This is a genomic window from Paraburkholderia hayleyella, from assembly GCF_009455685.1.
Classification (GTDB): Bacteria; Pseudomonadota; Gammaproteobacteria; order Burkholderiales; family Burkholderiaceae; genus Paraburkholderia; species Paraburkholderia hayleyella.
Window position 1 is genome coordinate 1,186,681 of the sequence record NZ_QPES01000001.1, and the last position, 24,487, is coordinate 1,211,167.

13 protein-coding genes, 2 tRNA genes and 2 rRNA genes are annotated in these 24,487 nt (G+C 60.0%); 9 read left to right on the forward strand and 8 right to left on the reverse strand.

Going from position 1 to position 24,487, the window contains the following annotated elements; genetic code table 11:
• The first annotated feature begins 40 nt into the window (after positions 1-40).
• The 6 genes from GH657_RS05455 (at position 41) to GH657_RS05480 (ending at position 10,293) form a co-directional block, all read left to right on the forward strand.
• A tRNA-Ile gene (locus GH657_RS05455) sits at positions 41-117 on the forward strand.
• A gap of 63 nt (positions 118-180) precedes the next feature.
• Positions 181-256: transfer RNA gene (locus GH657_RS05460), tRNA-Ala, on the forward strand.
• A gap of 302 nt (positions 257-558) precedes the next feature.
• Positions 559-3,438: ribosomal RNA gene (locus tag GH657_RS05465) — 23S ribosomal RNA — on the forward strand.
• Positions 3,439-3,576: 138 nt separating this feature from the next.
• A 5S ribosomal RNA gene (gene rrf, locus GH657_RS05470) occupies positions 3,577-3,689 on the forward strand.
• A 230-nt stretch (positions 3,690-3,919) separates the two neighbouring features.
• Positions 3,920-9,844, forward strand: coding sequence for an excinuclease ABC subunit UvrA (uvrA, locus tag GH657_RS05475; RefSeq protein ID WP_153099769.1), 5,925 nt, complete (start codon positions 3,920-3,922; stop codon positions 9,842-9,844).
• A complete protein-coding gene (locus GH657_RS05480) occupies positions 9,841-10,293 on the forward strand; it encodes a hypothetical protein (RefSeq protein WP_153099770.1) in 453 nt (150 codons plus the stop codon). Before uvrA ends, GH657_RS05480 begins: the two co-directional genes overlap by 4 nt.
• Positions 10,294-10,435: 142 nt before the next feature.
• On the opposite strand, the gene GH657_RS05485 is transcribed toward GH657_RS05480, so the two are convergent.
• Both GH657_RS05485 and GH657_RS05490 read right to left on the reverse strand, forming a co-directional pair.
• Positions 10,436-11,713 carry a DUF3443 domain-containing protein gene (locus tag GH657_RS05485; protein WP_153099771.1) on the reverse strand — a complete coding sequence of 426 codons (1,278 nt, stop codon included), beginning with the start codon at positions 11,711-11,713 and terminating at the stop codon, positions 10,436-10,438.
• A gap of 12 nt (positions 11,714-11,725) precedes the next feature.
• The gene (locus GH657_RS05490; RefSeq protein WP_153099772.1) at positions 11,726-12,190 is read right to left on the reverse strand and encodes a DUF2844 domain-containing protein; all 465 of its coding nucleotides are present in this window, start codon (positions 12,188-12,190) and stop codon (positions 11,726-11,728) included.
• Between the two features lie 465 nt (positions 12,191-12,655).
• Between GH657_RS05490 and bamC the strand changes: the two genes are divergently transcribed.
• Positions 12,656-13,903 (forward strand): outer membrane protein assembly factor BamC, encoded by a 1,248-nt coding sequence (gene bamC / locus GH657_RS05495; protein ID WP_153099773.1) that lies wholly within the window; start codon positions 12,656-12,658, stop codon positions 13,901-13,903.
• Positions 13,904-14,094: 191 nt separating this feature from the next.
• Here bamC and GH657_RS05500 read toward each other — a convergent pair whose 3' ends face one another.
• The 6 genes from GH657_RS05500 to GH657_RS05525 form a co-directional block, all read right to left on the reverse strand.
• Entirely contained in the window at positions 14,095-14,997 is a 903-nt protein-coding gene (locus GH657_RS05500) for a cobalamin-binding protein (RefSeq protein ID WP_153099774.1), read from the reverse strand.
• Positions 14,998-15,100: 103 nt separating this feature from the next.
• Complete coding sequence (cobU, locus tag GH657_RS05505) at positions 15,101-15,694, reverse strand: bifunctional adenosylcobinamide kinase/adenosylcobinamide-phosphate guanylyltransferase (protein WP_153099775.1); 594 nt, start codon at positions 15,692-15,694, stop codon at positions 15,101-15,103.
• 51 nt (positions 15,695-15,745) lie between these two features.
• Entirely contained in the window at positions 15,746-16,132 is a 387-nt protein-coding gene (panD, locus tag GH657_RS05510; protein WP_153099776.1) for an aspartate 1-decarboxylase, read from the reverse strand.
• 66 nt (positions 16,133-16,198) lie between these two features.
• On the reverse strand, positions 16,199-17,032 hold the full coding sequence (panC, locus tag GH657_RS05515; RefSeq protein WP_153099777.1) for a pantoate--beta-alanine ligase: 834 nt from the start codon (positions 17,030-17,032) through the stop codon (positions 16,199-16,201).
• 98 nt (positions 17,033-17,130) lie between these two features.
• Positions 17,131-18,003, reverse strand: coding sequence for a segregation and condensation protein A (locus GH657_RS05520; protein WP_153099778.1), 873 nt, complete (start codon positions 18,001-18,003; stop codon positions 17,131-17,133).
• A 2-nt stretch (positions 18,004-18,005) separates the two neighbouring features.
• On the reverse strand, positions 18,006-18,191 hold the full coding sequence (locus tag GH657_RS05525) for a DUF3460 family protein (RefSeq protein ID WP_153099779.1): 186 nt from the start codon (positions 18,189-18,191) through the stop codon (positions 18,006-18,008).
• A gap of 455 nt (positions 18,192-18,646) precedes the next feature.
• Here GH657_RS05525 and GH657_RS05530 point away from each other — a divergent pair, with 455 nt between their 5' ends.
• Positions 18,647-20,374 carry an autotransporter assembly complex protein TamA gene (locus tag GH657_RS05530; RefSeq protein WP_246174005.1) on the forward strand — a complete coding sequence of 576 codons (1,728 nt, stop codon included), beginning with the start codon at positions 18,647-18,649 and terminating at the stop codon, positions 20,372-20,374.
• A 42-nt stretch (positions 20,375-20,416) separates the two neighbouring features.
• A complete protein-coding gene (locus GH657_RS05535; RefSeq protein WP_153099781.1) occupies positions 20,417-24,454 on the forward strand; it encodes a translocation/assembly module TamB domain-containing protein in 4,038 nt (1,345 codons plus the stop codon).
• The last annotated feature ends 33 nt before the right edge of the window (positions 24,455-24,487 follow it).

Genomic DNA, 24,487 nt, shown 5'->3' on the forward strand with positions numbered 1-24,487 from the left:
AAGTGCCCACGCTTATCGGCTGTAATCAGGACAGACTCAGGGGTCTGTAGCTCAGCTGGTTAGAGCACCGTCTTGATAAGGCGGGGGTCGATGGTTCGAGTCCATCCAGACCCACCAACTTTGTCTGCGGTGGTGGCGGGTGCAGGAATCCCCGGGGTTGTACAGGGTATACAGGGTACAGGGGGATTAGCTCAGCTGGGAGAGCACCTGCTTTGCAAGCAGGGGGTCGTCGGTTCGATCCCGTCATCCTCCACCAGTCACCCGCCAGTCATCATTGCACAGGATCTGGAGCACCGCGCAAGCGGAAAGTCTCCGGGGTTTGTGCATTGGTGTTTGCGCCAGTCATGGCGGCATGAAAGTGCCGGCTGTCCCGTTCTTTAAAAATCAGGAAGAAGTAGTAAAGAGACCGGTTAAAAGCGCCTCGAGATGGGCGTGAGTAGACTGGTCAGGGTTGTGATTGTATCAAAAGTATGAAAAGTTCATCGAGAGATGGGCCTGGAATACGGCACAACGCAAAAACTCAACCTGTAGCGGGGGTGCGAGACACACTCGTTATAGGGTCAAGCGAACAAGTGCATGTGGTGGATGCCTTGGCGATCACAGGCGATGAAGGACGCGGTAGCCTGCGAAAAGCTCCGGGGAGCTGGCAAACGAGCTGAGATCCGGAGATGTCCGAATGGGGAAACCCGGCCCGAATGGGTCATCCGCAGCTGAATACATAGGCTGCGCGAAGCGAACGCGGTGAACTGAAACATCTAAGTAACCGCAGGAAAAGAAATCAACCGAGATTCCCAAAGTAGTGGCGAGCGAAATGGGAGCAGCCAGTACTCTTTAGCATGACCGTTAGCCGAACGCTCTGGAAAGTGCGGCCCTAGCAGGTGATAGCCCTGTAGGCGAAAACGGACGTGTGGAACTGAGTGTACAGAAAGTAGGGCGGGACACGTGAAATCCTGTCTGAAGATGGGGGGACCATCCTCCAAGGCTAAATACTCGTGATCGACCGATAGTGAACCAGTACCGTGAGGGAAAGGCGAAAAGAACCCCGGGAGGGGAGTGAAACAGATCCTGAAACCGCATGCATACAAACAGTAGGAGCCCTGCAAGGGGTGACTGCGTACCTTTTGTATAATGGGTCAGCGACTTACATTCAGTGGCAAGCTTAACCGATTAGGGCAGGCGTAGCGAAAGCGAGTCCGAACAGGGCGTCCAGTCGCTGGGTGTAGACCCGAAACCAGGTGATCTATCCATGGCCAGGATGAAGGTGCGGTAACACGTACTGGAGGTCCGAACCCACTAACGTTGAAAAGTTAGGGGATGAGCTGTGGATAGGGGTGAAAGGCTAAACAAACCTGGAAATAGCTGGTTCTCTCCGAAAACTATTTAGGTAGTGCCTCGTGTATCACCTTCGGGGGTAGAGCACTGTCATGGTTGAAGGGTCCATTGCGGATTACTTCGCCATAGCAAACTCCGAATACCGAAGAGTGCAATCACGGGAGACAGACATCGGGTGCTAACGTCCGGTGTCAAGAGGGAAACAACCCAGACCGCCAGCTAAGGTCCCCAAATATTGCTAAGTGGGAAACGAAGTGGGAAGGCAAAAACAGTCAGGAGGTTGGCTTAGAAGCAGCCATCCTTTAAAGAAAGCGTAATAGCTCACTGATCGAGTCGTCCTGCGCGGAAGATGTAACGGGGCTAAGCAATATACCGAAGCTGCGGATGCACAGTAATGTGCATGGTAGGAGAGCGTTCCGTAAGCCTGCGAAGGTGCACTGTAAAGTGCGCTGGAGGTATCGGAAGTGCGAATGCTGACATGAGTAGCGATAAAGGGGGTGAAAAGCCCCCTCGCCGTAAGCCCAAGGTTTCCTACGCAACGTTCATCGGCGTAGGGTGAGTCGGCCCCTAAGGCGAGGCAGAAATGCGTAGCTGATGGGAAGCAGGTTAATATTCCTGCACCAGCATGAAATGCGATGGAGGGACGGATCGCGGAAGGTTGTCCGGGTGTTGGAAGTCCCGGTCCTTGCATTGGAGAAGGCGCTTTGGCAAATCCGGGCGCAGGATTCAAGGGTGCGAGGCGAGTCACTCCGGTGACGAAGCAACTGGAAGGGGTTCCAGGAAAAGCTTCTAAGCTTCAGTTTCATGGTGACCGTACCGCAAACCGACACAGGTGGGCGAGATGAGTATTCTAAGGCGCTTGAGAGAACTCGGGAGAAGGAACTCGGCAAATTGGTACCGTAACTTCGGGATAAGGTACGCCCCGGTAGCCTGACTGGCCTGCGCCAGAAGGGTGAAGGGGTTGCAATAAACTGGTGGCTGCGACTGTTTAATAAAAACACAGCACTCTGCAAACACGAAAGTGGACGTATAGAGTGTGACGCCTGCCCGGTGCCGGAAGATTAAATGATGGGGTGCAAGCTCCTGACTGAAGTCCCGGTAAACGGCGGCCGTAACTATAACGGTCCTAAGGTAGCGAAATTCCTTGTCGGGTAAGTTCCGACCTGCACGAATGGCGTAACGATGGCCACACTGTCTCCTCCCGAGACTCAGCGAAGTTGAAGTGTTTGTGATGATGCAATCTCCCCGCGGCTAGACGGAAAGACCCCATGAACCTTTACTGTAGCTTTGCATTGGATTTTGAACCGGTCTGTGTAGGATAGGTGGGAGGCTTTGAAGCGTGGACGCCAGTTCGCGTGGAGCCATCCTTGAAATACCACCCTGGCTTGTTTGAGGTTCTAACCCTGGCCCGTTATCCGGGTCGGGAACAGTGCATGGTAGGCAGTTTGACTGGGGCGGTCTCCTCCCAAAGTGTAACGGAGGAGTACGAAGGTACGCTAGGTACGGTCGGAAATCGTGCTGATAGTGCAATGGCATAAGCGTGCTTAACTGCGAGACCGACAAGTCGAGCAGGTGCGAAAGCAGGTCATAGTGATCCGGTGGTTCTGTATGGAAGGGCCATCGCTCAACGGATAAAAGGTACTCTGGGGATAACAGGCTGATACCGCCCAAGAGTTCATATCGACGGCGGTGTTTGGCACCTCGATGTCGGCTCATCTCATCCTGGGGCTGTAGCCGGTCCCAAGGGTATGGCTGTTCGCCATTTAAAGAGGTACGTGAGCTGGGTTTAAAACGTCGTGAGACAGTTTGGTCCCTATCTGCCGTGGGCGCTGGATATTTGAAGGGACCTGCTCCTAGTACGAGAGGACCGGAGTGGACGAACCTCTGGTGTACCGGTTGTCACGCCAGTGGCATCGCCGGGTAGCTATGTTCGGAAGAGATAACCGCTGAAAGCATCTAAGCGGGAAACTCGCCCTGAGATGAGATATCCCCGGGGCTTCAAGCCCCTTGAAGGGTCGTTCGAGACCAGGACGTCGATAGGTCAGGTGTGGAAGCGCAGTAATGCGTTAAGCTAACTGATACTAATTGCCCGTAAGGCTTGATCCTATAACCAGTGTGTCTTCTCCTGTACCGGAGTTTGACATGCGTGGGTCATTTGCTGTGTGCCATACGCTCACACCCCCATTTTTTACTGCTTCTTCCCGGTTTGCCGCTCCTGCGCATGCAGCTGCGGCCCCCCCTTTGCCTGATGACCATAGCGTGTCGGTACCACCCCTTCCCATCCCGAACAGGACCGTGAAACGACTCTACGCCGATGATAGTGCGGATTCCCGTGTGAAAGTAGGTAATCGTCAGGCTCCCCTTTCTGCACAACGCCCCAGATACAAACCGTATCTGGGGCGTTGTCCTTTCTGCGGCCCTTTCCCCGCTTCTCTCTCATCACCCCGCTTTTTTTGCCGGAACGTGCTTGCTGTTTTGCATTGCATTATTCCCCTGCATCAACATCTCCCGATTTCATATAACTGGACTTCCCTACAGCCAGGCAGGATGATGTTTGGCTAACTCATCCAGATGGTTGATCAAATTGATGTCTACTCGACTCATCCGCATTCGCGGAGCGCGCCAGCATAACCTCAAAAATATTGATCTCGATCTTCATACCGGCGAGATGACCGTTGTGACCGGGCTTTCCGGCTCAGGAAAATCCAGTCTTGTGTTCGATACGCTTTACGCAGAAGGGCAGCGACGGTATGTCGAAACCTTTAGCGCTTATGCACGTCAGTTCCTTGACCGGATGGATCGTCCACAAGTCGATCGGGTAGAAGGCGTGCCGCCTGCCATCGCTATTGATCAAACGAATCCCGTTCGCAGTTCGCGTTCAACCGTTGGCACGATGACCGAACTTAATGACCATCTGAAACTGCTTTATGCGCGAGGAGCTGAACTCTTTGATCGTAAAAATGCCCAGCCGGTGCGTCACGATACGCCGGAGACCATTTATACCGAACTGCTTTCCCGCTGTGCAGAACACGATTACCGGCTGATCGTGACATTCCCGGTTGAGTTGCCCGAAAGTGCTACCCCGGACGAAATTGAGCAATGGTTGTCGGTTAGTGGGCATACGCGTGTGCAGGCCGAGCGTCAGGTGCTGACGCCGACGGGGCCTCGGAAAGTGCTGGATGTCGTCGCGGACCGGTTTCGCATGGCGCAAGTCGACAGGGCTCGTGCGATCGAAGCCATCGAGGCGTGTCTTAAGCGCGGAGGTGGCCGAATAAATATTTACGTTCAGAATGCGATGGCCGATGAAACGGCCGGGCCGCAAATATGGCGCTTTTCCACTGGCCTGCACAATCCCCAAAGTGATCTGTATTACGCCGATCCTCAGCCCGCCCTTTTTTCATTCAATTCAGCCTATGGTGCGTGTGAAACCTGCCGGGGTTTTGGCCGGGTGATTGGCGTGGATTGGGGACTCGTCATTCCTGATCCGCGAAAAACCTTACGCGGCGGAGCGATTAAAACATTGCAGACGCCCGCATGGAAGGAGTGTCAGGACGATTTGCTGCGTTATGCGGGCCAGTCAGGCATCAGACCGGATACCCCATGGTCCGAATTGACGGAGGCGGAGCGTGAATGGGTGATTGACGGCGCGCCAGATTGGGATGGCGAATGGCAGCGGCACTGGTATGGCATTAAACGTTTTTTCGGCTATCTGGAATCGAAAGCGTACAAGATGCACATCCGTGTGCTGCTCTCGAAATACCGGAGTTATACGCCCTGCGATACGTGTGGCGGTGCGCGTTTAAAGACGGAATCGCTGCTTTGGCGTTTAGGCACGAAGGCGAATGCCGATGGCGTACTTGAGGCCGGGCGGCGTTTCATGCCACATGGCGTCGAATGGACACGGCCGCAGCTCGAAGCGTTGCCCGGTCTGACAGTTCACGATTTAATGCTATTGCCGCTTAGCCGTGTTCGGCAGTTCTTCGATGGTGTTAACTTGCCGGCGGCACGGCTTGATGATGCGCTTGGTCTGCTGCTCGCTGAAGTGCGGACCCGCCTGCGCTATCTGTGTGATGTCGGCCTGGGTTATCTGACGCTTGACCGGCAAAGCCGTACGCTTTCAGGCGGTGAGGTGCAGCGGATCAATCTGACGACAGCGCTGGGCACCTCATTGACCAAAACCCTTTTTGTACTCGATGAACCCAGCATTGGGTTGCATCCACGAGACCTTAATCGCATTGTCGAAGCCATGCACCGTTTGCGCGATGCCGGGAATACGCTGGTGGTCGTCGAGCATGATCCCTTGGTCATGCTCGCGGCTGACCGGCTCATTGATATGGGGCCTGGCCCTGGTGAGCGCGGTGGCGCCATTGTTTATGACGGTCTGCCGGCCGAGGTGTGTCGCGCCGGTACGCTGACAGCGGATTATCTGAGCGGGCGTCGTCATGTGGCGGATGCGGCGGGCTGGACTCGCCGGCCGGTGACGCCGCAAACGCCACGCATGGTCCTGGAAGGTGCGAGCGAGCATAACTTGTGCGATGTCACGATCGAGATACCCCTGCAACGCCTGGTTTGCGTAACAGGGGTATCGGGTTCGGGTAAATCGACTTTGGTGCAGGATGTGCTGTATCCCGCGCTGGCGCGGCAATTGGGCCGTGTGTCGCACACCCCTGGCGCGTACCGGCGCTTGTCGGGCGCAGAGGCCGTGCATGATGTCGTGTTCGTGGACCAGTCGCCCATTGGCAAAACCGCACGCTCGAATCCGGCTAGTTATGTCGGCGCCTTCGATGAAATTCGCAAGCTGTTCGCGCGCGCCCCGCTGGCGTTACAACGTGGCTATGGTCCAGGCATGTTCAGCTTTAATTCGGGCGATGGCCGTTGCCCAACGTGCGGTGGCTCCGGTTTCGAACATGTCGAGATGCAGTTTTTGAGCGATGTGTACTTGCGTTGCCCGGATTGCGACGGCAAGCGCTATCGCGCGGAACTGCTCGAGGTCCGGATTGAGCGGGGAGCCCCTTCCCGGGCTCTCAATATTGCAGACGTACTGGCATTGACGGTGAGCGAGGCGATGCAGTTTTTCGCCCAGGACGCGGAGGTGTTGCGTGTGCTACAGCCGATTGTCGATGTGGGGCTCGAATACGTGAAGCTTGGGCAGCCAGTGCCAACGCTCTCGGGGGGCGAGGCGCAGCGGCTCAAGCTGGCCGCTTTTCTTGCAGAAGCCGCACCGGCACGTGCTTCCCGTGCGGCAGCTGTGGCGCCGGGCGCCAGGTTCTTCATGTTCGACGAACCCACCACGGGCTTGCATTTCGACGATATCGCCAAATTGATGCAGACGTTTGCCAAATTGCTTGCGCGAGGCGATTCGCTGCTCGTGATCGAACACAACCTGGATGTCATTCGTGCGGCGGACTGGCTGATTGATCTGGGCCCCGAAGGCGGAGAGGGCGGTGGCCGCGTGCTATGCGCAGGCACGCCAGACGCGGTGAAGGCGTGTCCCGCGTCGTATACGGGCCAGGCACTCATCCAGTATGAACAGGCGTTGCCCACCGGTGTGGCGGCAAGCGCAAAGGTCTCGGCCGCTTCGGCCCAGACGGCCCGCGATGCTACCGCACGCCAGAAGATCGAAGGCGAAGATGTCGTGCGTATCGTCAATGCGCGTGAGCACAATCTGAAGTCGCTCGATGTCGATATTCCGCATGGCAAGTTCAATGTGATTACCGGGGTATCGGGCTCGGGCAAGTCGACACTCGCGTTCGACATCCTGTTTCATGAAGGGCAGCGCCGCTATCTGGAATCGCTGAACGCATATGCCCGTTCGATCGTTCAGCCTGCGGGGCGTCCTGAAGTCGATGCGGTGTACGGCATTCCACCGACGGTTGCGATTGAGCAGCGGTTATCGCGCGGTGGCCGCAAGAGCACCGTGGCGACCATCTCCGAAGTCTGGCATTTTCTGCGCCTGCTCTATGTAAAGCTCGGGCTTCAGCACTGTATCCACGACGGCACGCCCGTCACGGCGCAAAGCGCCGAAGCGATTGCCGCGCAATTGCTGCGCGAGCATCGTGGCCAGCATGTTGGCCTGCTGGCGCCGCTGGTGGTCAATCGCAAGGGCGTTTATACCGATCTGGCGAAATGGGCGAAAGCGCGAGGCAATACCCATTTGCGCGTCGATGGCGAGTTCGTGCCTGTCGATGCATGGCCGAAGCTCGATCGCTTCCGTGAACATACGATTGAACTGCCTGTGGCGGATCTGGTCGTTACGCCAGATCACGAAGCGCAACTGCGTCAGGCACTCGATGAGACGCTTGAGTTAGGCAAAGGCGTGATGCATTTGCTGTCGCCGCTCGATGGCTTGAGTGAGGCGCTACGCGAGGGTGCGGCGACCGCATCGCTGGGTACGCTCAAGGTGTTATCGGTCAAGCGTGCCTGTCCGGTATGCAGTACGAGCTATCCGGAGCTGGATCCACGACTGTTTTCCTATAACAGCAAGCATGGCTGGTGCCCGACGTGCGTGGGGACTGGGCTGGCGCTGACCCGTGAACAGCGTGCGGCCTACGACGACACCCGGCTTGCCACGGATGGCCAGGGCCGTGAGCAAAGCTTGCCTGCCCAGGAGCCCGAACCCGATGGTATGGGCGACACGCCGTGTCCCGATTGCGCGGGCACGCGGCTCAACCCGGTCGCACGGGCGGTGACATTCGATACGCATCCCATCGTTGAAATCGCGCAATGGACCGTGACGCAAACCCGCCATTGGATACAGGCGTTGAAGCTGGAAGGACGCGATGCCGGGATTGCGCGCGATGTGGTGAGCGAGATCGGTAACCGGTTGCAGTTTCTGGAGGAGGTGGGGCTGGGGTATCTCGGGCTTGACCGTGCCGCGCCGAGTTTGTCTGGCGGAGAAGCGCAGCGGATTCGGCTGGCCGCGCAACTGGGCAGCAATTTGCAGGGCGTGTGTTACGTGCTTGACGAACCCACGATCGGCTTGCATCCGAGAGATAACCAGATCTTGCTGAGCGCTTTACGCAAGCTGGGTGACAAAGGCAATACGCTGGTCGTGGTCGAGCATGACGAAGACACGATTCGCCATGCTGACCATCTGATCGATATTGGTCCTGGGGCGGGTAAGCGGGGCGGCCGGGTGGTCGCGCAAGGACAGGTTGCCGATCTGGCGGCACAGCCCGATTCGTTGACAGGGCGGTTTCTGGCACAGCCGATCGTGCATCCGCTGCAGCCACGGCGGCCGGTGTCGCTTGCCGCGAGCGGCGACGGCTGGCTGACCGTGCAGCGCGCGTGGCTGCATAACTTGCGCGAGGTGACGGTGGCATTGCCGTTGCAACGGCTGGTCGCCATCACCGGGGTTAGCGGCTCGGGCAAATCCACGCTGGCGCGCGACGTCTTGATGACCAGTCTGCTGGACGCGGTGGGACGCTCGGTGCTGTCATCGCCCGCGACGCGGCGCGCGCGCAAGGCCCTTCCCGCGGATACCGCGCTCCGCTCGCGTTCGAGCGTGCTGGCCCGTACCGCAGCACGTCCCGCGCTCGACGTGAAGCAGGTCTGGCACGGCTGCGATGGCATCACGGGCTGGGAGGCGATTGATCGCGTGCTGGAGGTGGATCAAACGCCGATTGGTAAAACGCCGCGCTCGTGTCCAGCGACGTACATCGGTGTGTGGGATGCGATTCGGCGCCTGTTTGCCGATACGCTGGAAGCGCGGGCGCGGGGTTATAGCGCTTCGCGCTTTTCCTTCAACACGGGCGATGGACGTTGTCCGTCATGCGATGGGCAAGGCGTGCGAACCATTGGCATGAGTTTCTTGCCCGATGTGAAAGTACTGTGTGATGTTTGTCATGGGCAGCGTTTTAATCCGGAGACGCTTGCGGTGACCTGGCGTGGCAAGAATATCGGCGAAGTTCTGACGATGGAGATTGACGAAGCCGTGGTGTTTTTCGCACCGTTGACGAACATCGCGCATCCGTTGCAACTCATGAAAGACGTGGGGCTGGGGTATTTGACACTGGGCCAGCCATCACCGACGTTGTCGGGTGGCGAGGCGCAACGCATCAAGCTGGTGACCGAGCTGAGCAAGGTGCGCGATGACCTGACCCGGCGTGGCCAGAAAGCCGCACACACTTTGTACGTGCTGGACGAGCCGACGGTTGGGCTGCATATGGCGGACGTCGAAAAACTGATTCATGTGCTGCATCGTCTGGTTGACGCTGGCCATAGCGTGATTGTGATCGAACACGATCTCGATGTGATTGCCGAAGCGGACTGGATTGTCGATTTGGGCCCCGAGGGGGGCGCGGCGGGGGGCGGTGTGGTGGCGGCCACGGACCCAGAGGGGCTGGCCCGGGTGGCAGCCAGTTACACCGGACAGGCACTGGCGCCCGTGCTGGCGCGTGGCCGGGCTCAAACCGGGCTCAAACGGGGCAATAGCGAGGCGGGCCAGGTGCCAGCGAGCCCCATGGCGGCTCGCGCTACAATTGCCGCCGATTCGAAAAAGGAAGCACGATGACGGTTCGTATTTTCGCGGCCACTGCGTTCACGGCCACTGCGCTGGTGGCCGCGACCACGCTGATGACAGGGTGTACCGCAGCGGATAAAAATGCGGCGACCTGTGAGCAACTGATGCGGCGTTCGTTGGCGCAAGCCTCGCCGAACAAACTGGTGGTCTCCCATGCTGGCGCCGGTATCGGCGGCAGCCGGGTGGTCGTCGAAGGCGGCATTGAGTATCTGGCATTTCCGCCGCCTGTGGCTGCTTCAGCGGCTGCGGGTGTTTCAAAGGCCGCTTCAGCCGCTCTGGCCGCCTCTACGCCACGACGGCTGGCTCAACCGGTCACGAGGAGCCTGCCTGCCGCCGTTGAATGCACGTTCAACCAGGCGGGTCTTGTTTCGTTTCGCTGGCTTGCGCCGCAGAAAATGGTGAGAACGAAAGAGGCTGCAGATAACGAGGCTTCCGACTAGTTTTCCTCGCGTCTCCGTTACTGTCCTGACGTGTTCTGCGCATCCTGCAAAAAAAGCCCGTGACAATTGCCTGCGCACTCGTCACGGGTCCTTCCTCTCCCTGCTCAAGCTATTGCTGACTCTGAATCCGGGCTACTCCAGACTAGAACGCGAAGTACGGTCCGGCGCCTGCCGGCGTGCTAGCGGTTTCAATCGCGGTAAAAATCCGGCGTCCGTAGAAGAACGGGAGCCCCCAGTTGACAGAGTTCGCCGAAGGCCCCGCAAGGTCGCTAAACGCGTAGTTTGAGGTGCTGAAGAGTGTTTGCGCGTTGCTGACTGAAAACGTCAAGCTGCTGTTCGTGCCGTCACTGCCGCTGATCGTGGCGGAAAGGTCCGAGGTGTCGGGTGGGCAATACCATAAACCACAGCGCGGCAAGGCGGGATTCGGGAAAAACAGACCGTTGGAGCCGCTGTCCAGAAAGCTGTTATAGACGTTGCCGTCCATGGCAGTTCGGATATAGCCCGATTGCTGGTTCGCCTTGAATACCTTCGCGTTGCCCAATCCGTTATTGGCTTGCGTCCCGATCCCGAAGATCATCGAGCCCGACACCGATGGCGTGCCTCCATCGGTAATCGCAGGCAAATCAATCACCACACCATTGTTGTCCGCGCTGAACAGGCTGACCGGATTGGTCACCTGCTGCGCCAGCGGCTGCGTGCTCGGCGTGCAGTTGCCCGCTGCGTTGCATGAGTAATACCAGCGCGGCATCGGCGAAACAGTGCAATTGATACCGCAATCGGCAGTGAACAGGCCCACACCTAAAATGCCATTGGCCCGCAAGTTGGAAGCGGTTTGCATCGACAAGCCAGCATTCGCGCAATCGGTGGGAACGGTTGGAACGGTGGGGTCTGCGATGATCTGGATCGAGGCGCCAGGGGCGATATGTCCGGCCAGGCGGATGTCGGCGCTTCTCACCGCGCCCCAGGTATAACCGGAGCCAAACACCGCGCACTGGCCGCTGGTTCCTGAGCCGGAGGCAATGCTGGGAAGGGCCTGGAGACTGGCGGGCAGGGCTGAGTTAAGAATCCGCAGTCCTTGCGAACCCGTATCGACCTGGATGTTGTCGATGGTGGCGCATTCGCTGGTGCCGGGGACACAGAGCGTGACGCTGGTCGTTAGCATGTTGCGCACCAGGCCTGGCATTGTGGTTACCGAGATGGGTTGCACATTCGGTATGTTCGATTGCGTCACGGGAAGCGGACTGGTCGTTGCGGGATCCTCGTTACTCGTCAGGTTTGATGAAGGCGGTGTGGGTGGGTTGGGCTGCTGGGTCACGGGTGGAACGTTGTTGCCAGAGCCACCATCGCCACCCCCTCCACCCCCACCGCAAGCGGCGAGCGTGGCACAGACAAATAGAAGCAAAGCGCGTTTGGCAGACATGGTAGCGCTCCTTTAATTCAGGTCATTGGGAGAGATGCCCGGAGGCAGGGCCTGGGGTAGCCAGGCGCGGCCGAGGTAGCTGCGCATCTGGCCACCCGACTCCACGACCACATCGGGACGCTCGACACGGGAGGCATGCAGTTCGTTTGAGATCGCACGGTTGGCCGTTGCGCCAGTGCGATACGAAGCGGTGTATTTGCCGAGTAGCGCGTGCAGGTCGGGCATGGTGGGGCCTTGCCACGTATAGGCGAAGATCCGGCCGTCGCTTGCGGCGTACTCACGAATCGTGGTGCCACCCGCGTCGACGCTGGAGCGCTCACGCACGGCACCGTTTAACAGTACGTGCTGCACTACGCCAGACGCGCTTTGTGTAGAGCTCATCATTCCGCCAAGTTCGGCATGCGCATGGGCAGCAAACGCAAGTGCTGCAGCGGCGAGTGATCGCGCGAGCACTTGATATCTTAGGATTTGTGCCATTGACATCTCCTCGTAGATTAGGTGCTGATTTTGAGATTTACAATTCAAGATAGCATTCTGTTTTCTTGGCGTAATGTTGTTTTTTCAGATGATGATAAATATAAAATGTTTTTCAGGTGTATTTGTTTGATAAAAAAATGTTTTTAAACAATAGGTTATGGGTTAAAAAAGAGGGTAATTAAGAACCTAGGATAAATGTTGATAAGTGTTAAATTTCGATGCCAAAAAAATAAATCCGGTACGCGTATTGATTATTTTGGGATTGAGTGAGGGTATTGCCTGGTGAGTCACCTGGCAGAATTTAAATGGGGGGTATGCGTACCTGTTCGATGGGCCAGGCTTTACGCAACGCGCTAGCCTGACGCCGGCAAATAGCGCTTTTTCCACCGCTTTGTGCCGGGAACGGTAAAATCGCAGGCTGATCCACGGAAACTCCCCGTGGCGTAGCGGAAGGATTCCCTGAACATGAATGATCTTCGACTTACCCGGTGCTTGACCGCATGGCTGATAGCGGGCGGTTTGGCTGCTGGTTGCAGTTCTCCCGCACCAACCCAGATTGACTATAAGAGCGATTCCAGATCGAAAGCCGCCGCGTTGGCAGCACCGCCGGACATGATCGAAGTGACGGCCGATCAGCGTTCATTGCCGCCGCAGGGCGGCGAGACGTCGCTCTCTACGCTCAAGCAGATCCAGAATACCGCGCCGAGTTCGGCGCTCGAAGTCGTGCCGCCAGTTGCAGGCATGCATATTCAGCGCGATGGCACCGAAAGCTGGCTGGTCATCGATCACAAGACGCCCGCCGAAGCCTGGCCGCAGATCCGGCGTTTCTGGCAGGAGCAGGGTTTTCTGCTGGTGGTGGAGCAGCGCGAAAACGGCGTGATGGAAACCGACTGGAACGAAACGCACCCCAAAATCAACGACGGCATCATTCGCAATACGCTGGCGATAGCCACGGGCAATTCATACGTGACAGCGGAGCGCAACAAGTTCCGCACCCGGCTGGAAGCGGCACCCAATGGCGGCACTTATGTGTTCGTGAGCCAGAAGGGCATGCGCGAAGCGCTGAGTGGCCCGCATAATGACACCACGACCTGGGTCGCCAAGCCCAATGATCCCGTTCTCGAAACCGAATATCTGAAGCGGCTGATGGCTTCGCTGGCTCTGGCCAGCACGCGTGGGCCGGTCGCTGACACGGATACGGGCACGCCAGGGGCGGCCATGCCTTCGGCGGGAGCCAAAACCGCACCAGCGCTCGCGGGCGGCACGACAGCGCAAGCGAAAGCGGCGAAGACGAAGGCCGCAAAAATCGCTGCGGAGAATGTCGCGCTGGCTGCGCAACCACCCGCATCAAGCGGTACGGATGCGTCTTACACCACGTCTGAACTGACGATCAACGAGCCTTATGAGCGTGCCTGGTTGCACGTGGGTCAGGCGCTGGATCGCAGCAATTTCACCGTCGATGACCGTGACCACACGCGCGGCCTTTACTTCGTGCGTTACGCTGATCCGAGAGACATGGGGACGGCTGAGCAGGGCTTCTGGAACCAGATGTTCCATGGCAAGAAAGAAAAGGTCGTGAAGCAGTATCTGGTCAACGTCAAGGCACTGACGCCGAACCAGACCCGCATTGCCGTGGTGGATGACAAGGGCGTGATTGACGATTCAGAACCGGCCCGGCAAATCATGACGCTGATGACGAGTCAGTTGCGCTGAACCATCAGGCTTTCATCGACACCCGGTTAGCGAAAATAAAAAGCAAGGCTGGGTGGCTAAGGTTCAAATCATTGACATTGACATTGACCTGAACCCGGGCCCCATGGATGACATGGGGCCCGGGTTTTTTCATGGGCACTTGTGCAGCGCTTCATGCAGCGCTTCAACAAGGCCCGTGGCAATGGCGTTTTTTATGGACGTCCGTTTTTTTCACGCCGCGTTCGCGTTGTGTCGAGCGCCTCGCATACCTTGCGCGCGCCTTGCGCGATGCGGGGCGCGGGGCGGCTGAGCAAGTCGCCGTTGAGGGCGAACAGGTTATGGCGCGCGACGGCGGTCAGCCTCGGCCATGCCTGCCAGCGTTCGAGCGATTGCGGCAGCGGGCCCGGCATGCTCGCGCCGGGCGTGGTTGTCACGATAGCTTCCGGATTGGCGGCAAGCACGGCTTCTATCGACACCGTCGGTACGGGCTGGGGCAGTTGCGCGAAGATATTGCGTCCGCCGCATAGTGTTATCACATCGTTGATCATGTTTTGCCGGTTGAGCGTCATCAGCGGCTGATCCCACACCTGATAAAAAACACGGACTGGAGAACGGGCAGCATAACGCGCCCGCAATTGCGCGATGTCAGCCCGGTATGCCTGGGCGGCGGCCTGGGCGCGGGATTCGGTGCCTAGCAACTGGCCGAATTTGTCGAGTGTGCGTGCAACATCATCGAGCTGCTGTGGCTCGCTCACGAACATCGGGATATGCAAGGCACGCAGGCGCCCGATCTGGCGCTCGGTGGCGCCGTGCGGCCAGACCACTAGCAAATCCGGTTTGAGCGCGATGATGCGTTCAAGATCGAGCGTGTTGTTGTCGCCGACGCGCGGCAGGCGTTGGGCGTCGGGTGGGTAGTCGCTATAGGCGGCCGCGCCGACTAGTTGCGCGCCGCCGCCCGCCGCGTAAAGCAGCTCGGTGGCATGCGGTGCCAGGCTGATGACCCGTTTGGCAGGCGCGGCTAGCGAGACCGTTGCGCCGGTGTCGTCGCTGACCTTGGGAGGGCTGGCCGCGTGCGCCATGAGCCCCGGTGTACTAGCGAGGCCGGCGTAAAGCATGAGGCAGGCGCAGCCGTGGCGGAGCGCGTGTACAAGCAACGTGCCATGACGCGTGCCACGTTGCCGTAACCGCGAGCTCGAAACATGCTGCGTTGTCCTGAGGCTAGGCATGAGCGACGGTTTTCACGGCGAGAGGCACGCCTGCCACCATCAGCGTTACCCGGGTGCTGAGCGTTGCGATGCGCTGGTTGAGCCGCCCGAGTTCATCGACATACTGACGCGTCAGCGAACCCAGTGGCACGACGCCCAGGCCGATCTCATTGCTGACCACAATGATCTGGCCGGTTGCCGAGGTGAGCGCGGTTTCGAGGGCTGCGAGTTGTGTCGCGTAGTGCTTGCCGCCCTCGCTGTCCTTGCTGTCCTTGCTGATGCCGTGGGCATCCGCTTCATCAAATGGACAGAGAAAATTGGCGAGCCACAGGGTCAGGCAGTCGATCAGGATGCAATGACCATGACCATCGGCCTGAACGATGGCCGCAGCCAGATCCCACGGCGCTTCGAGCAGATGCCAGTGCGTGGGGCGGCGTGTCTGGTGATGCGCGATGCGCGTGGCGAACTCATGGTCGCCAGCGGTGCCGCGCGCCGTGGCGATGTAAGTGACGGTGTGCGCTGCATGAGTGGTGGCGAGCTGTTCCGCATGCGCGCTTTTGCCGGAACGCGCACCGCCCAGGATGAAGGTGAGGTTGGCAGTTGGCATGAGCGTTTGAAAACGAATGAGCGGGCGGGCGAATCAGGCAATGGCCAACGCTCAGGTCCAACTTTGTGCCGGCACGTGATCGCGGTGGCCCTTGATGCGGTTGCCTTCCGCGATGAATACCAGATCCGGTTTCCAGCCGGCCTTGAGATCGCTTTCATCCACCATGGCGAACGCGGCGATGATGACCAGATCGCCCAGCTGGGCGCGCCGCGCGGCTGAGCCATTCAGCGAAATCATGCCGCTGCCGCGCTCGCCCTTGATCGCGTAAGTGGAAAAGCGCTCGCCATTGTTGATATTCCAGATGTCGATCCGCTCGTTTTCGATGATGTTCGCGGCGTCGAGCAGGTCTTCGTCGATCGCGCATGAACCTTCGTAATGCAGCTCGCAATGAGTGACCGCGGCGCGGTGAATCTTCGATTTCAGCATGTGGCGTTGCATGATGAGGCTTCCTTTCCAGCGGATGAGGTGGGGTGCAACCAGGGCGTTAAAAGCACTCAGGCCATGTCAGATCTCGAGGTTGTCGATCAGCCGCGTGGCTCCCATTTTGGCTGCCGCGAGCACCACGAGGGGCGCTTGCAGGTCGTTTGCCGTGGGTGGCAGCAGGTCCGAGCGGCGGCGCACCGCGATGTAGTCAGGCTGCCAGCCGCGTGCCGCGAGCGCCGTCATGGCTTCGTGTTCGAGCGTGGTGAAATCGCGCCGCCCGCCTAGTACCGCATCGCGCACGCGATGCAACGCGGTGGCAAGTTGCGGTGCCTCGGTTCGCTCGGCCGCTTGCAGGTAGCGGTTGCGCGAGCTGAGGGCGAGGCCGTCGGCGTCACGCACGGTCTCGGCGGCGATGATGTCGGTGGGCAGCGCGAACTGATGACACATCTGGCGCACGATCATCAATTGCTGGTAATCCTTTTTACCGAACACGGCAACGCGCGGCTGCACACACGACATTAGTTTCATCACGACCGTGCAGACGCCCTGAAAAAAACCAGGCCTGAATTCGCCTTCGAGAATATCGCCGAGGTCTTGCGGCGGATGCACGCGATAAGCCTGCGGCTCCGGATACAAATCCTGTTCGGTGGGAGCAAACAGCACATACACGTTTTCTTTCTGCAACTTCTCGATATCGGCTTCGAGCGTGCGCGGGTATTGGCTGAAATCTTCGTTCGGGCCAAACTGCAAACGGTTGACGAAGATACTGGCGACGACCGGGTCCCCGTGCTGGCGCGCGAGTCGCATCAGCGACAGATGGCCCTCGTGCAGGTTGCCCATGGTCGGAACAAAGGCAGTGCGGTTTTGTCCGCGCAACTGGTCGCGCAATTCGTGAATCGAGCTGATGACTTTCATGTTCGGGCAGGATGATGGGCCGGTTGGTGTGAGGCCGCTCAGCGATTGAGCAAGGATGGGGTTCGCCGCCTGGCGCTTAAGGCACTCGGGGCAAGATGTCAGACAGGCAAATAAGCCAGACGCACGTAGATTGGCGCGAAGGGCTCGGCCTGGGTGATTTCCAGCAGCGATTCGCGCGAGAGCTCCAGCATGGCAATAAAGTTGACGATGACCACGGGTACGCCACGCGTGACATCGAACAAGTCGCAGAACTCCATGAAGCGGGCATGTTGCAGCTTGCGCAGGATCACGCTCATGTGCTCGCGTACCGAGAGTTCTTCGCGTGAGATGTGGTGGTGCTGCACCAGCTTGGCCCGCTTGATGACGTCGGCCCACGCGGCGCGCAAATCATCGCCGTTCACATCAGGAAAACGCGGGGTGATGCTCTGCTCGATATAGACATCGGCACGCAGAAAATCGCGTCCCAGTTGCGGTAACTGGTCGAGACGTTGTGCCGCGAGCTTCATTTGTTCGTATTCGAGCAAACGGCGCACGAGTTCGGCACGTGGGTCTTCGGCTTCGTCGCTGGCATCGGCTTTCTTGAGCGGCAGCAGCATGCGCGACTTGATCTCGATCAGCATGGCGGCCATCAGCAGGTATTCGGCCGCGAGCTCGAGGTTGGTTTCGCGCAATTGATCGACGTAGCCCAGGTATTGCACCGTGACATCCGCCATCGGAATGTCGAGCACATTGAAGTTTTGCTTGCGGATCAGATAGAGCAGCAGGTCCAGCGGGCCTTCGAAGGTTTCGAGAAACACTTCGAGGGCGTCAGGCGGGATGTACAGGTCATGCGGCAGCTTGAAGAGCGGCTCGCCATACAGGCGGGCGAATGCTATGCCGTCGATGGTGTTAGGCGTCGAATCAGTCGCGGGGGCGGCAAGCGCCGCATCGGGCTCGGCCGCCATGGCGCGGGCGCGTTCGGCGCGGGCCATCTCTAGAAATTCTGGTAGTAGACGTAAGGCGTCTGTTCAACGCGCGAAGCCTGCTGCCGCTCGCGTTCGTCGAGATCGACCGGCGCCTTGTCCCACAGCAGCAAGCGGCCCTGCCGCTGTTCGGCTTCGAGGCTGGGTTTTTGTTCCTTGAGCTGGTTCAGGAACTGGGTGATATCCGATTGATACATGGCGCGTGTCCGCAAAAAGAAAAGACGGCGGGCCGAATGCCGCCGCCAGAATGCCGATTTTACCGCAAAGCAGGATATGCCGAAAAGCCGCACGGGGGCGCCAGCCCCTGGCTTGGGCAACGTCCAGGCCAGGGGCTCAGGGGTGCCGGCAGAGATGCCAGGCACCATGCCGATGTGGTCAAATAGCGCGTTTTGATTTTGCTGTCGCCCCTGTCGCCATCTTCAGCCTGGTTGGCACAACATTTTTTTTCAATGGCTGGAGGTTTGGTCTGGTGGGATGTGCGATTAAATCGCCGCAGGCGCGGCGCGAAACTTCCGGCGCAGTGTCTGCGGCGATTCATGCAACCCTGTGCGGCACATGCCTGCGGCCGCCCACAGCGGCTGTCCCGTCGCGTATTTCATCTTGCCGCATTGCATTCTGCCGCATTGCATCCTGCTTCCCGCGGCTGCTGCGCATGCTGCGCGTCGGGCTTGCGCTTGGCCTGCTGTTGCAAACTTGCGCGGTGCAGGCGGCCTACAAGCTGGATCTCGAAGTCGAGCCGCGTCCGGTGCGCAAGCTACTGGCCGCGCATCTCGACATCGCGCGCTTTGCCAAACGCGCCGACATCAGCGCCGAGCAGTTCGATTTCCTGATTACCGCGACTCCACAGCAAGTGCGCGATCTGGCGGCGACCGAAGGTTATTTTTCGCCGGTGGTGCGCACGGATGTCCGCATGCTGGAAGGCAAGCAGCATGTGACGGTAAAGGTTGATCCCGGGCCGCGCACGACGATTGCCGCAGTGGCGCTGGCGTTCGATGGCCCAGTGCAAAGCGAAGACCCGTCCCAGGAACAGGCCGCTCGCCAGGCATTCGCGCTGCATAAGGGGGATCCGTTTTCCCAGGAGAGCTGGGAAAGCGCGAAGAGCGCGGCGCTCAGGGCATTGCAGTCGCGCCGTTACATCGGAGCCAAAATCGCCGCGGCCGAAGCCCGCATCAATCCGCGCCAGCACGAAGCCCGCTTGAGCGTGACGTTCGATAGCGGCCCGACCTTCACCATGGGCCGGCTTGATGTCAGCGGCACGCAACGCTATCCCGAGCGGATTGTTACCAACGTGAACCCCGTGACGGTGGGTGCGATTTATGACGTGGAGCGCATCAATGAGCTTCAGCGTCAGTTGCAAAACACGCCTTATTACGCGAGCGTGGCGATCGACGTCGATAACGATCCGCAAAAGCCGCTCGAAACCCCCATGCACGTCAAGGTCAGCGAATATCCTTTCCATAGCGTGCGCGGCGGCGTGGGGTATTCGACCGACAACGGGCCGCATATCCAGGGCTCTTATTCGTATCTCGATACCTTTGGTCAGGCCTGGCCGTTTTCGCTTCAGGGGCGGCTCGACCAGATCCAGCAATATGGCCAGGTGCAGCTTTCGATGCCGCCTGGCCCGCGCGCGTGGACCAACAGCGTGCTGGCGTCCTACACCAGCACGAATGTGTCCAATACACGGATCTACAGTGCGCGTGGCGGAATCCAGCGCACGCGCACATCGCAGTTCATTGATTACGCTTATTCGCTGCTGTACTACCAGGACCGGCTCGACCAGAACACCCGGGCGCCGACTACGAGCCACGCGCTTGTGCCTGCCTGGTCGTGGACCCGGCGCAATACCGACGATCCGCTGTTCCCGCATTCCGGCAATCTGATTCACGCGGAAGCGGGCTTCGCGGTGAAGGGCGTACTGGCCGATCAAAGCTTTGTGCGCGCCTATGTGCGTGGCCAGCAATATCTGCCGGTGGGCACGCGTGATCTTGTACTGCTGCGCGCCGAGCTGGGCGGTGTTTTTAGTGGCGGTGGTTCAAGCGGGATTCCGGCTTCGCTGCTGTTTCGCGCGGGGGGGTCGAACTCCGTGCGGGGCTACAGCTTCCAGAGCATCGGCAATAACGTGGGCGGCTCGGTGCTGCCCACCAAGTATCTGCTGACCGGAACGGTTGAGTATCAGCACTGGCTTACCCATGATTGGGGCGCGGCGGTGTTCTTCGATATCGGGACGGCCACCGATAGCTGGAGCGAAAAGACTTTTTATTCCGGCGCAGGCCTGGGCGCTCGCTGGCGTAGCCCGGTGGGGCCAGTCAACATTGATCTCGCCTATGGCATCCGCAACCGTAGCGTGCGTCCTTATCTGACGCTGGGCATCGCTTTCTAGGCGCGTCTGGCACTTTTGCACCGTCACCGTAACTGATCGAGCATGACAACTGACGCTTTTGCGACTTCTGCTAGCCCGAGTGCGCCGGATCAGCCTCCGTCGTCACCGCCGCCGCTTCCCCCGCCGCCGGGACGGCGGCGTCGCTTATGGCGCACGCTGGTGTGGACGCTGGGCGGGCTCGTACTGCTGAGCGTGCTGCTGGCGAGCCTGCTGTATGGCGCGCTGACCACCGAGCGCGGTACGCGCTACGCGTGGCAAACCGCGGTGAAGCTGCTGGGTGGGCGGCTTTCGGGCACGCTCGAAAGCGGGACGCTGGCGACGGGCGTGCAGTTGCGCCAGTTGCAATGGCGCAGCCTGGATGGCAGCGGCATGGCGCTCACGCTTGACCGGGTGACGGGGCGCTGGATGCTGAGCCGCGCGCCATGGCGCTTTGCGCTTGATTATCTGCATCTCGGCACGCTGGACCTGCGGCTGGCCCCCTCGCCCGCGAGCAGTGGCCCGCTGACGCTGCCGCGTGATTTGCGGCTGCCGTTGCAACTGGCCGTGCGCGACTTGCGGGTGGAGACATTTCGTTTGCATGAAGGCACCAGCACCACCACGTTCTCGCACTTGATCTTTCACGGACGCAGCGATGGGCGCCATCACGAAGCGTCGGTTGAGCGCCTCAGCACGCCTTTTGGCGCGGTGAATGCGACGGCGACCCTCGACGGCGTGCGGCCTTTCGCCCTGAATGGCACGCTGGGCTATGCGGGCAAGCTGAGCGAGGAGGCGGTGCAGGTGCAAGGGCGGGTCAGTGGCACGCTTGAACAACTGAGCGCCGAGCTGGACGCCAGCGGGATGAAACTCGCGGGCCGCGCGCATATCGAGGCGGCACCCTTCGCCGCGGTGCCGCTGCAGCGCGCAACGCTGGCTTTCGATCACGTGAACCCACAGGCGTTTGCCGCAGGTGCGCCGCAAGCCGATCTGGCGTTGCGCGCTGAACTGGCGCCGCCTCCGTCATCGGCCTCATCCGCTTCCGCTTCCGCCTCCAACAGCTTCGCGGTGAAGGGCACGGTTTCGATCGTGAACGCCCGGCCTGGCGCACTCGACCAGAACTTGCTGCCGCTCATCGACGCGCGTACCGGGGTGTATCTCGACGCCCAGACCCAACGGCTCTCGAACCTGACTGTACGGCTTGTCAAACACGCGACGCTGACTGGCGCTGGCGCGCTCACGGGCAAGCAGGGCCAGTTTGACCTGAACGTCGCGGGGCTCGACCTGAACGCACTCGAAGCCAGCCTGAGCCCGACGCAGCTTGCCGGCCCCATCGGCATCCGGATCAAGGGCGAAGAGCAGCATCTCACGCTCGATCTCGCCGATGCCAGGGCGGCGTTGCGCGCTCAAGCCAAAGCGACGTTCACTCCGGCACGGATCAGTTTCGATACGGTGAAACTGAGCGCGGGGGCCGGGCATGTCGATCTCTCCGGGGTGCTGAACCACGATGCGCATTCGTCTTACGCACTCAAGGCGGTGCTGGCGAATTTCAATCCTCTGGTGCTGGTGGCGCAAACGCCTGCTCCAGCAAAAAAGGGCGCTGAACGCGCGGCCTCCCCCAAGCGCAAGATCGAAGCCCGTGTCAATGGCACGCTCAACGCTTCGGGCGCGCTGGCGCCGGTACTGACGACGCGCGCGGAGTTTCGTCTGGGCGAGAGTGTCTACGATGGCCTGCCTCTCACCGGCAGCGGTACGGTGCAACTGGCGGACACCCGTTTGCTGCCGAGCCAGGCCGCGCTCTCGGTGGCGGGCAATCAGGTGAGCCTGCAAGGCAGTTTCGGCGGACGGGGTGAGCGTTTGCGCTTTCGTGTCGAGGCGCCTGAACTTGAGCGTCTGGGTTTCGGTCTGGCGGGCAAGGTGCAAGCCGATGGCGATATCACAGGCAACCTGGCGCATCCCGATTTCATGCTGAATTACCGGGTGAGCAACGTCGCTTTTGGCGCGAACCGGATCGGCCAGGCACAAGGCCATGCCGAGTTGCGCGATGGCGCGAACGGGGCGCTGGTTTTTACCACCGATGCGTCCCAACTGAGCGCCGACGGCGTTGATGTGCCGAGTCTGACGGCCCATCTGCGCGGCACTCGCGCCAACCATACGCTGGAGGCGGCGGCACGCGGCACGGTTTATGGCCGCACGCTGGACCTGGCGTTAGCCGCCAATGGCCATTTGGGCGAAAGCCGCGGTGGCATGCGCTGGAATGGCAGCGTCACGCGTCTGCAAAACCGCGGTCTGCCCGCGTTCAATCTCGAGACGCCGCTCGCACTGAGCGCCGAACCCCAGCACGTGACGCTCGGTGCCACCCGGCTAACGTTCGAAGGAGCGCGGCTCGATCTCAAATCGCTGGTGTTCGATCATGGACGTATCCGCTCGGCAGGGACGCTGAGCGGTGTTGCGCTGGCCCGGCTGTTAGCGCTGCAAGCGCGGGCCCGTGGCACGCCGCCGCCCGTGAAAACCGATCTGGTGTTCGATGGCGATTGGGATTTCACGCTCGGCAATACGGCCAGCGGTCATATCCAGGTGCAGCGGCGTGAGGGGGATGCCACGGTGGAAGTGGGCCACGGCATTGCTTCGCTGGGTCTGACCGCGCTGGCGGCGCGTGCGGAGTTCAGTGGCGGCAACCGGCTGAACGCGACCTTGCAAGCGCGGGCGAGCCGCCTCGGCGCGCTCGATGCTGACGCGCACACTACACTCGCGCTGCGTGACGGCCTGCTCTCCTTCAATGAAGAAGCGCCATTGAGCGGCAAGCTGGATGCCGATCTGCCTTCGCTCAAAACCACGGGCGGGCTGCTTGGGCCAAGCTATCTGCTGGATGGTCATCTGTCGCTCAAGCTCGCGCTGGCGGGCACGATGGCACGGCCACGGCTTTCCGGTGCGCTGGTGGGCGATGGTCTTGCGGCGACCTTGGTCGACCAGGGTGCGCAACTCAAGGAGGGTGTCGTGCGCATTGGCCTCTCCGAAAACAAGGTCGATTTTCAGCAGGTCGAGTTTCATGGTGGCAGCGGCACGCTGCGTGCCAAAGGGCAGGTGCGCTTCGATGGCACGGCTCCAGACCTGAATGCGAGCATCGTCGCGGACAAGCTCGAACTCTTTGCCGCGCCAGACCGGCAGTTGTCGCTTTCGGGCAGCGCCAGCGTGGCGAGTGCGGGCCCGGAGGGCGGCATGGCGATCAAGGGCAAGTTCAAGGTTGATCGCGCGCTTTTCGACATGCCAGAGGAAGCCGCGCCGAAGCTCGGCGATGACGTTGTGATCGTGCGCGCCGACGGTACTGTGCGCGGCGAGAAACCTCCGAAACTGACGACTTCCGAGCGGCCCGTGGGGCCTTTCGCGCCGCGCGCGGAGATTGAACTCAGCCTGGGCGATAACTTTCACTTTCGTGGCCAGGGCGCGGATTTAGGGCTGCTCGGCACCATCACTGCGACGAGCGCGCCGAATCAGCCCTTGCGTGCGGTGGGCAATGTCCACGTGGCGCAGGGTTCGACCTATACCGCGTTTGGCCGCAAGCTCGGCATCGAAAATGGCTTCTTCACGTTTAACGGGCCGGTGGCGAACCCCGGCATCAATATTCTGGCGATGCGCCGTAACCAGCAGGTCGAATCAGGGGTTCAGGTAACGGGCACGCTCCAGGCGCCGAACGTCAAGCTCGTGTCCCAGCCGAACGTGCCCGATAACGAGAAGCTGTCGTGGCTGTTGTTCGACCATGGCACGGATCAGGGCAATAACCTCGGGCAACAGAGTGCGATGACGGCCGCGCTGGCGCTGCTCGGTGCCAAAAGCGGCAAGCGCATCGCGCAGACATTCGGGCTGGATGAGTTTTCGATTGGCCGTAGCGAAGTGGGCCTGACCGATTCACAAGTGGTGATGGTGTCGAAGGCGATCAACGAACGGCTGGTGATCGGCTTCGAACAAGGCTTGCAGTCCGCCAGCAACGCGGTCAAGGCAACGCTTAACCTGACGCGTTACTGGTCGGTCGCCGCTTATGGCGGAACCTTTCAAGGGGTTGATCTGCTTTATACGCGCCGTTTTGACCGTTGGTGGTGGCGGCGTTAAAGGTTAGACGCTAAAGGTTTGGCATCAGCCACA

Coding starts and splice junctions, on each gene's coding strand:
- GH657_RS05530 (WP_246174005.1), top strand. CDS start 18,647: ATGCTGCGCGTCGGGCTTGCGCTTGGCCTGCTGTTGCAAACTTGCGCG.
- panC (WP_153099777.1), bottom strand. CDS start 17,032: ATGAAAGTCATCAGCTCGATTCACGAATTGCGCGACCAGTTGCGCGGA.
- GH657_RS05525 (WP_153099779.1), bottom strand. CDS start 18,191: ATGTATCAATCGGATATCACCCAGTTCCTGAACCAGCTCAAGGAACAA.
- GH657_RS05520 (WP_153099778.1), bottom strand. CDS start 18,003: ATGGCCCGCGCCGAACGCGCCCGCGCCATGGCGGCCGAGCCCGATGCG.
- panD (WP_153099776.1), bottom strand. CDS start 16,132: ATGCAACGCCACATGCTGAAATCGAAGATTCACCGCGCCGCGGTCACT.
- bamC (WP_153099773.1), top strand. CDS start 12,656: ATGAATGATCTTCGACTTACCCGGTGCTTGACCGCATGGCTGATAGCG.
- GH657_RS05490 (WP_153099772.1), bottom strand. CDS start 12,190: ATGGCACAAATCCTAAGATATCAAGTGCTCGCGCGATCACTCGCCGCT.
- GH657_RS05480 (WP_153099770.1), top strand. CDS start 9,841: ATGACGGTTCGTATTTTCGCGGCCACTGCGTTCACGGCCACTGCGCTG.
- GH657_RS05535 (WP_153099781.1), top strand. CDS start 20,417: ATGACAACTGACGCTTTTGCGACTTCTGCTAGCCCGAGTGCGCCGGAT.
- uvrA (WP_153099769.1), top strand. CDS start 3,920: ATGTCTACTCGACTCATCCGCATTCGCGGAGCGCGCCAGCATAACCTC.
- GH657_RS05485 (WP_153099771.1), bottom strand. CDS start 11,713: ATGTCTGCCAAACGCGCTTTGCTTCTATTTGTCTGTGCCACGCTCGCC.
- GH657_RS05500 (WP_153099774.1), bottom strand. CDS start 14,997: ATGCTTTACGCCGGCCTCGCTAGTACACCGGGGCTCATGGCGCACGCG.
- cobU (WP_153099775.1), bottom strand. CDS start 15,694: ATGCCAACTGCCAACCTCACCTTCATCCTGGGCGGTGCGCGTTCCGGC.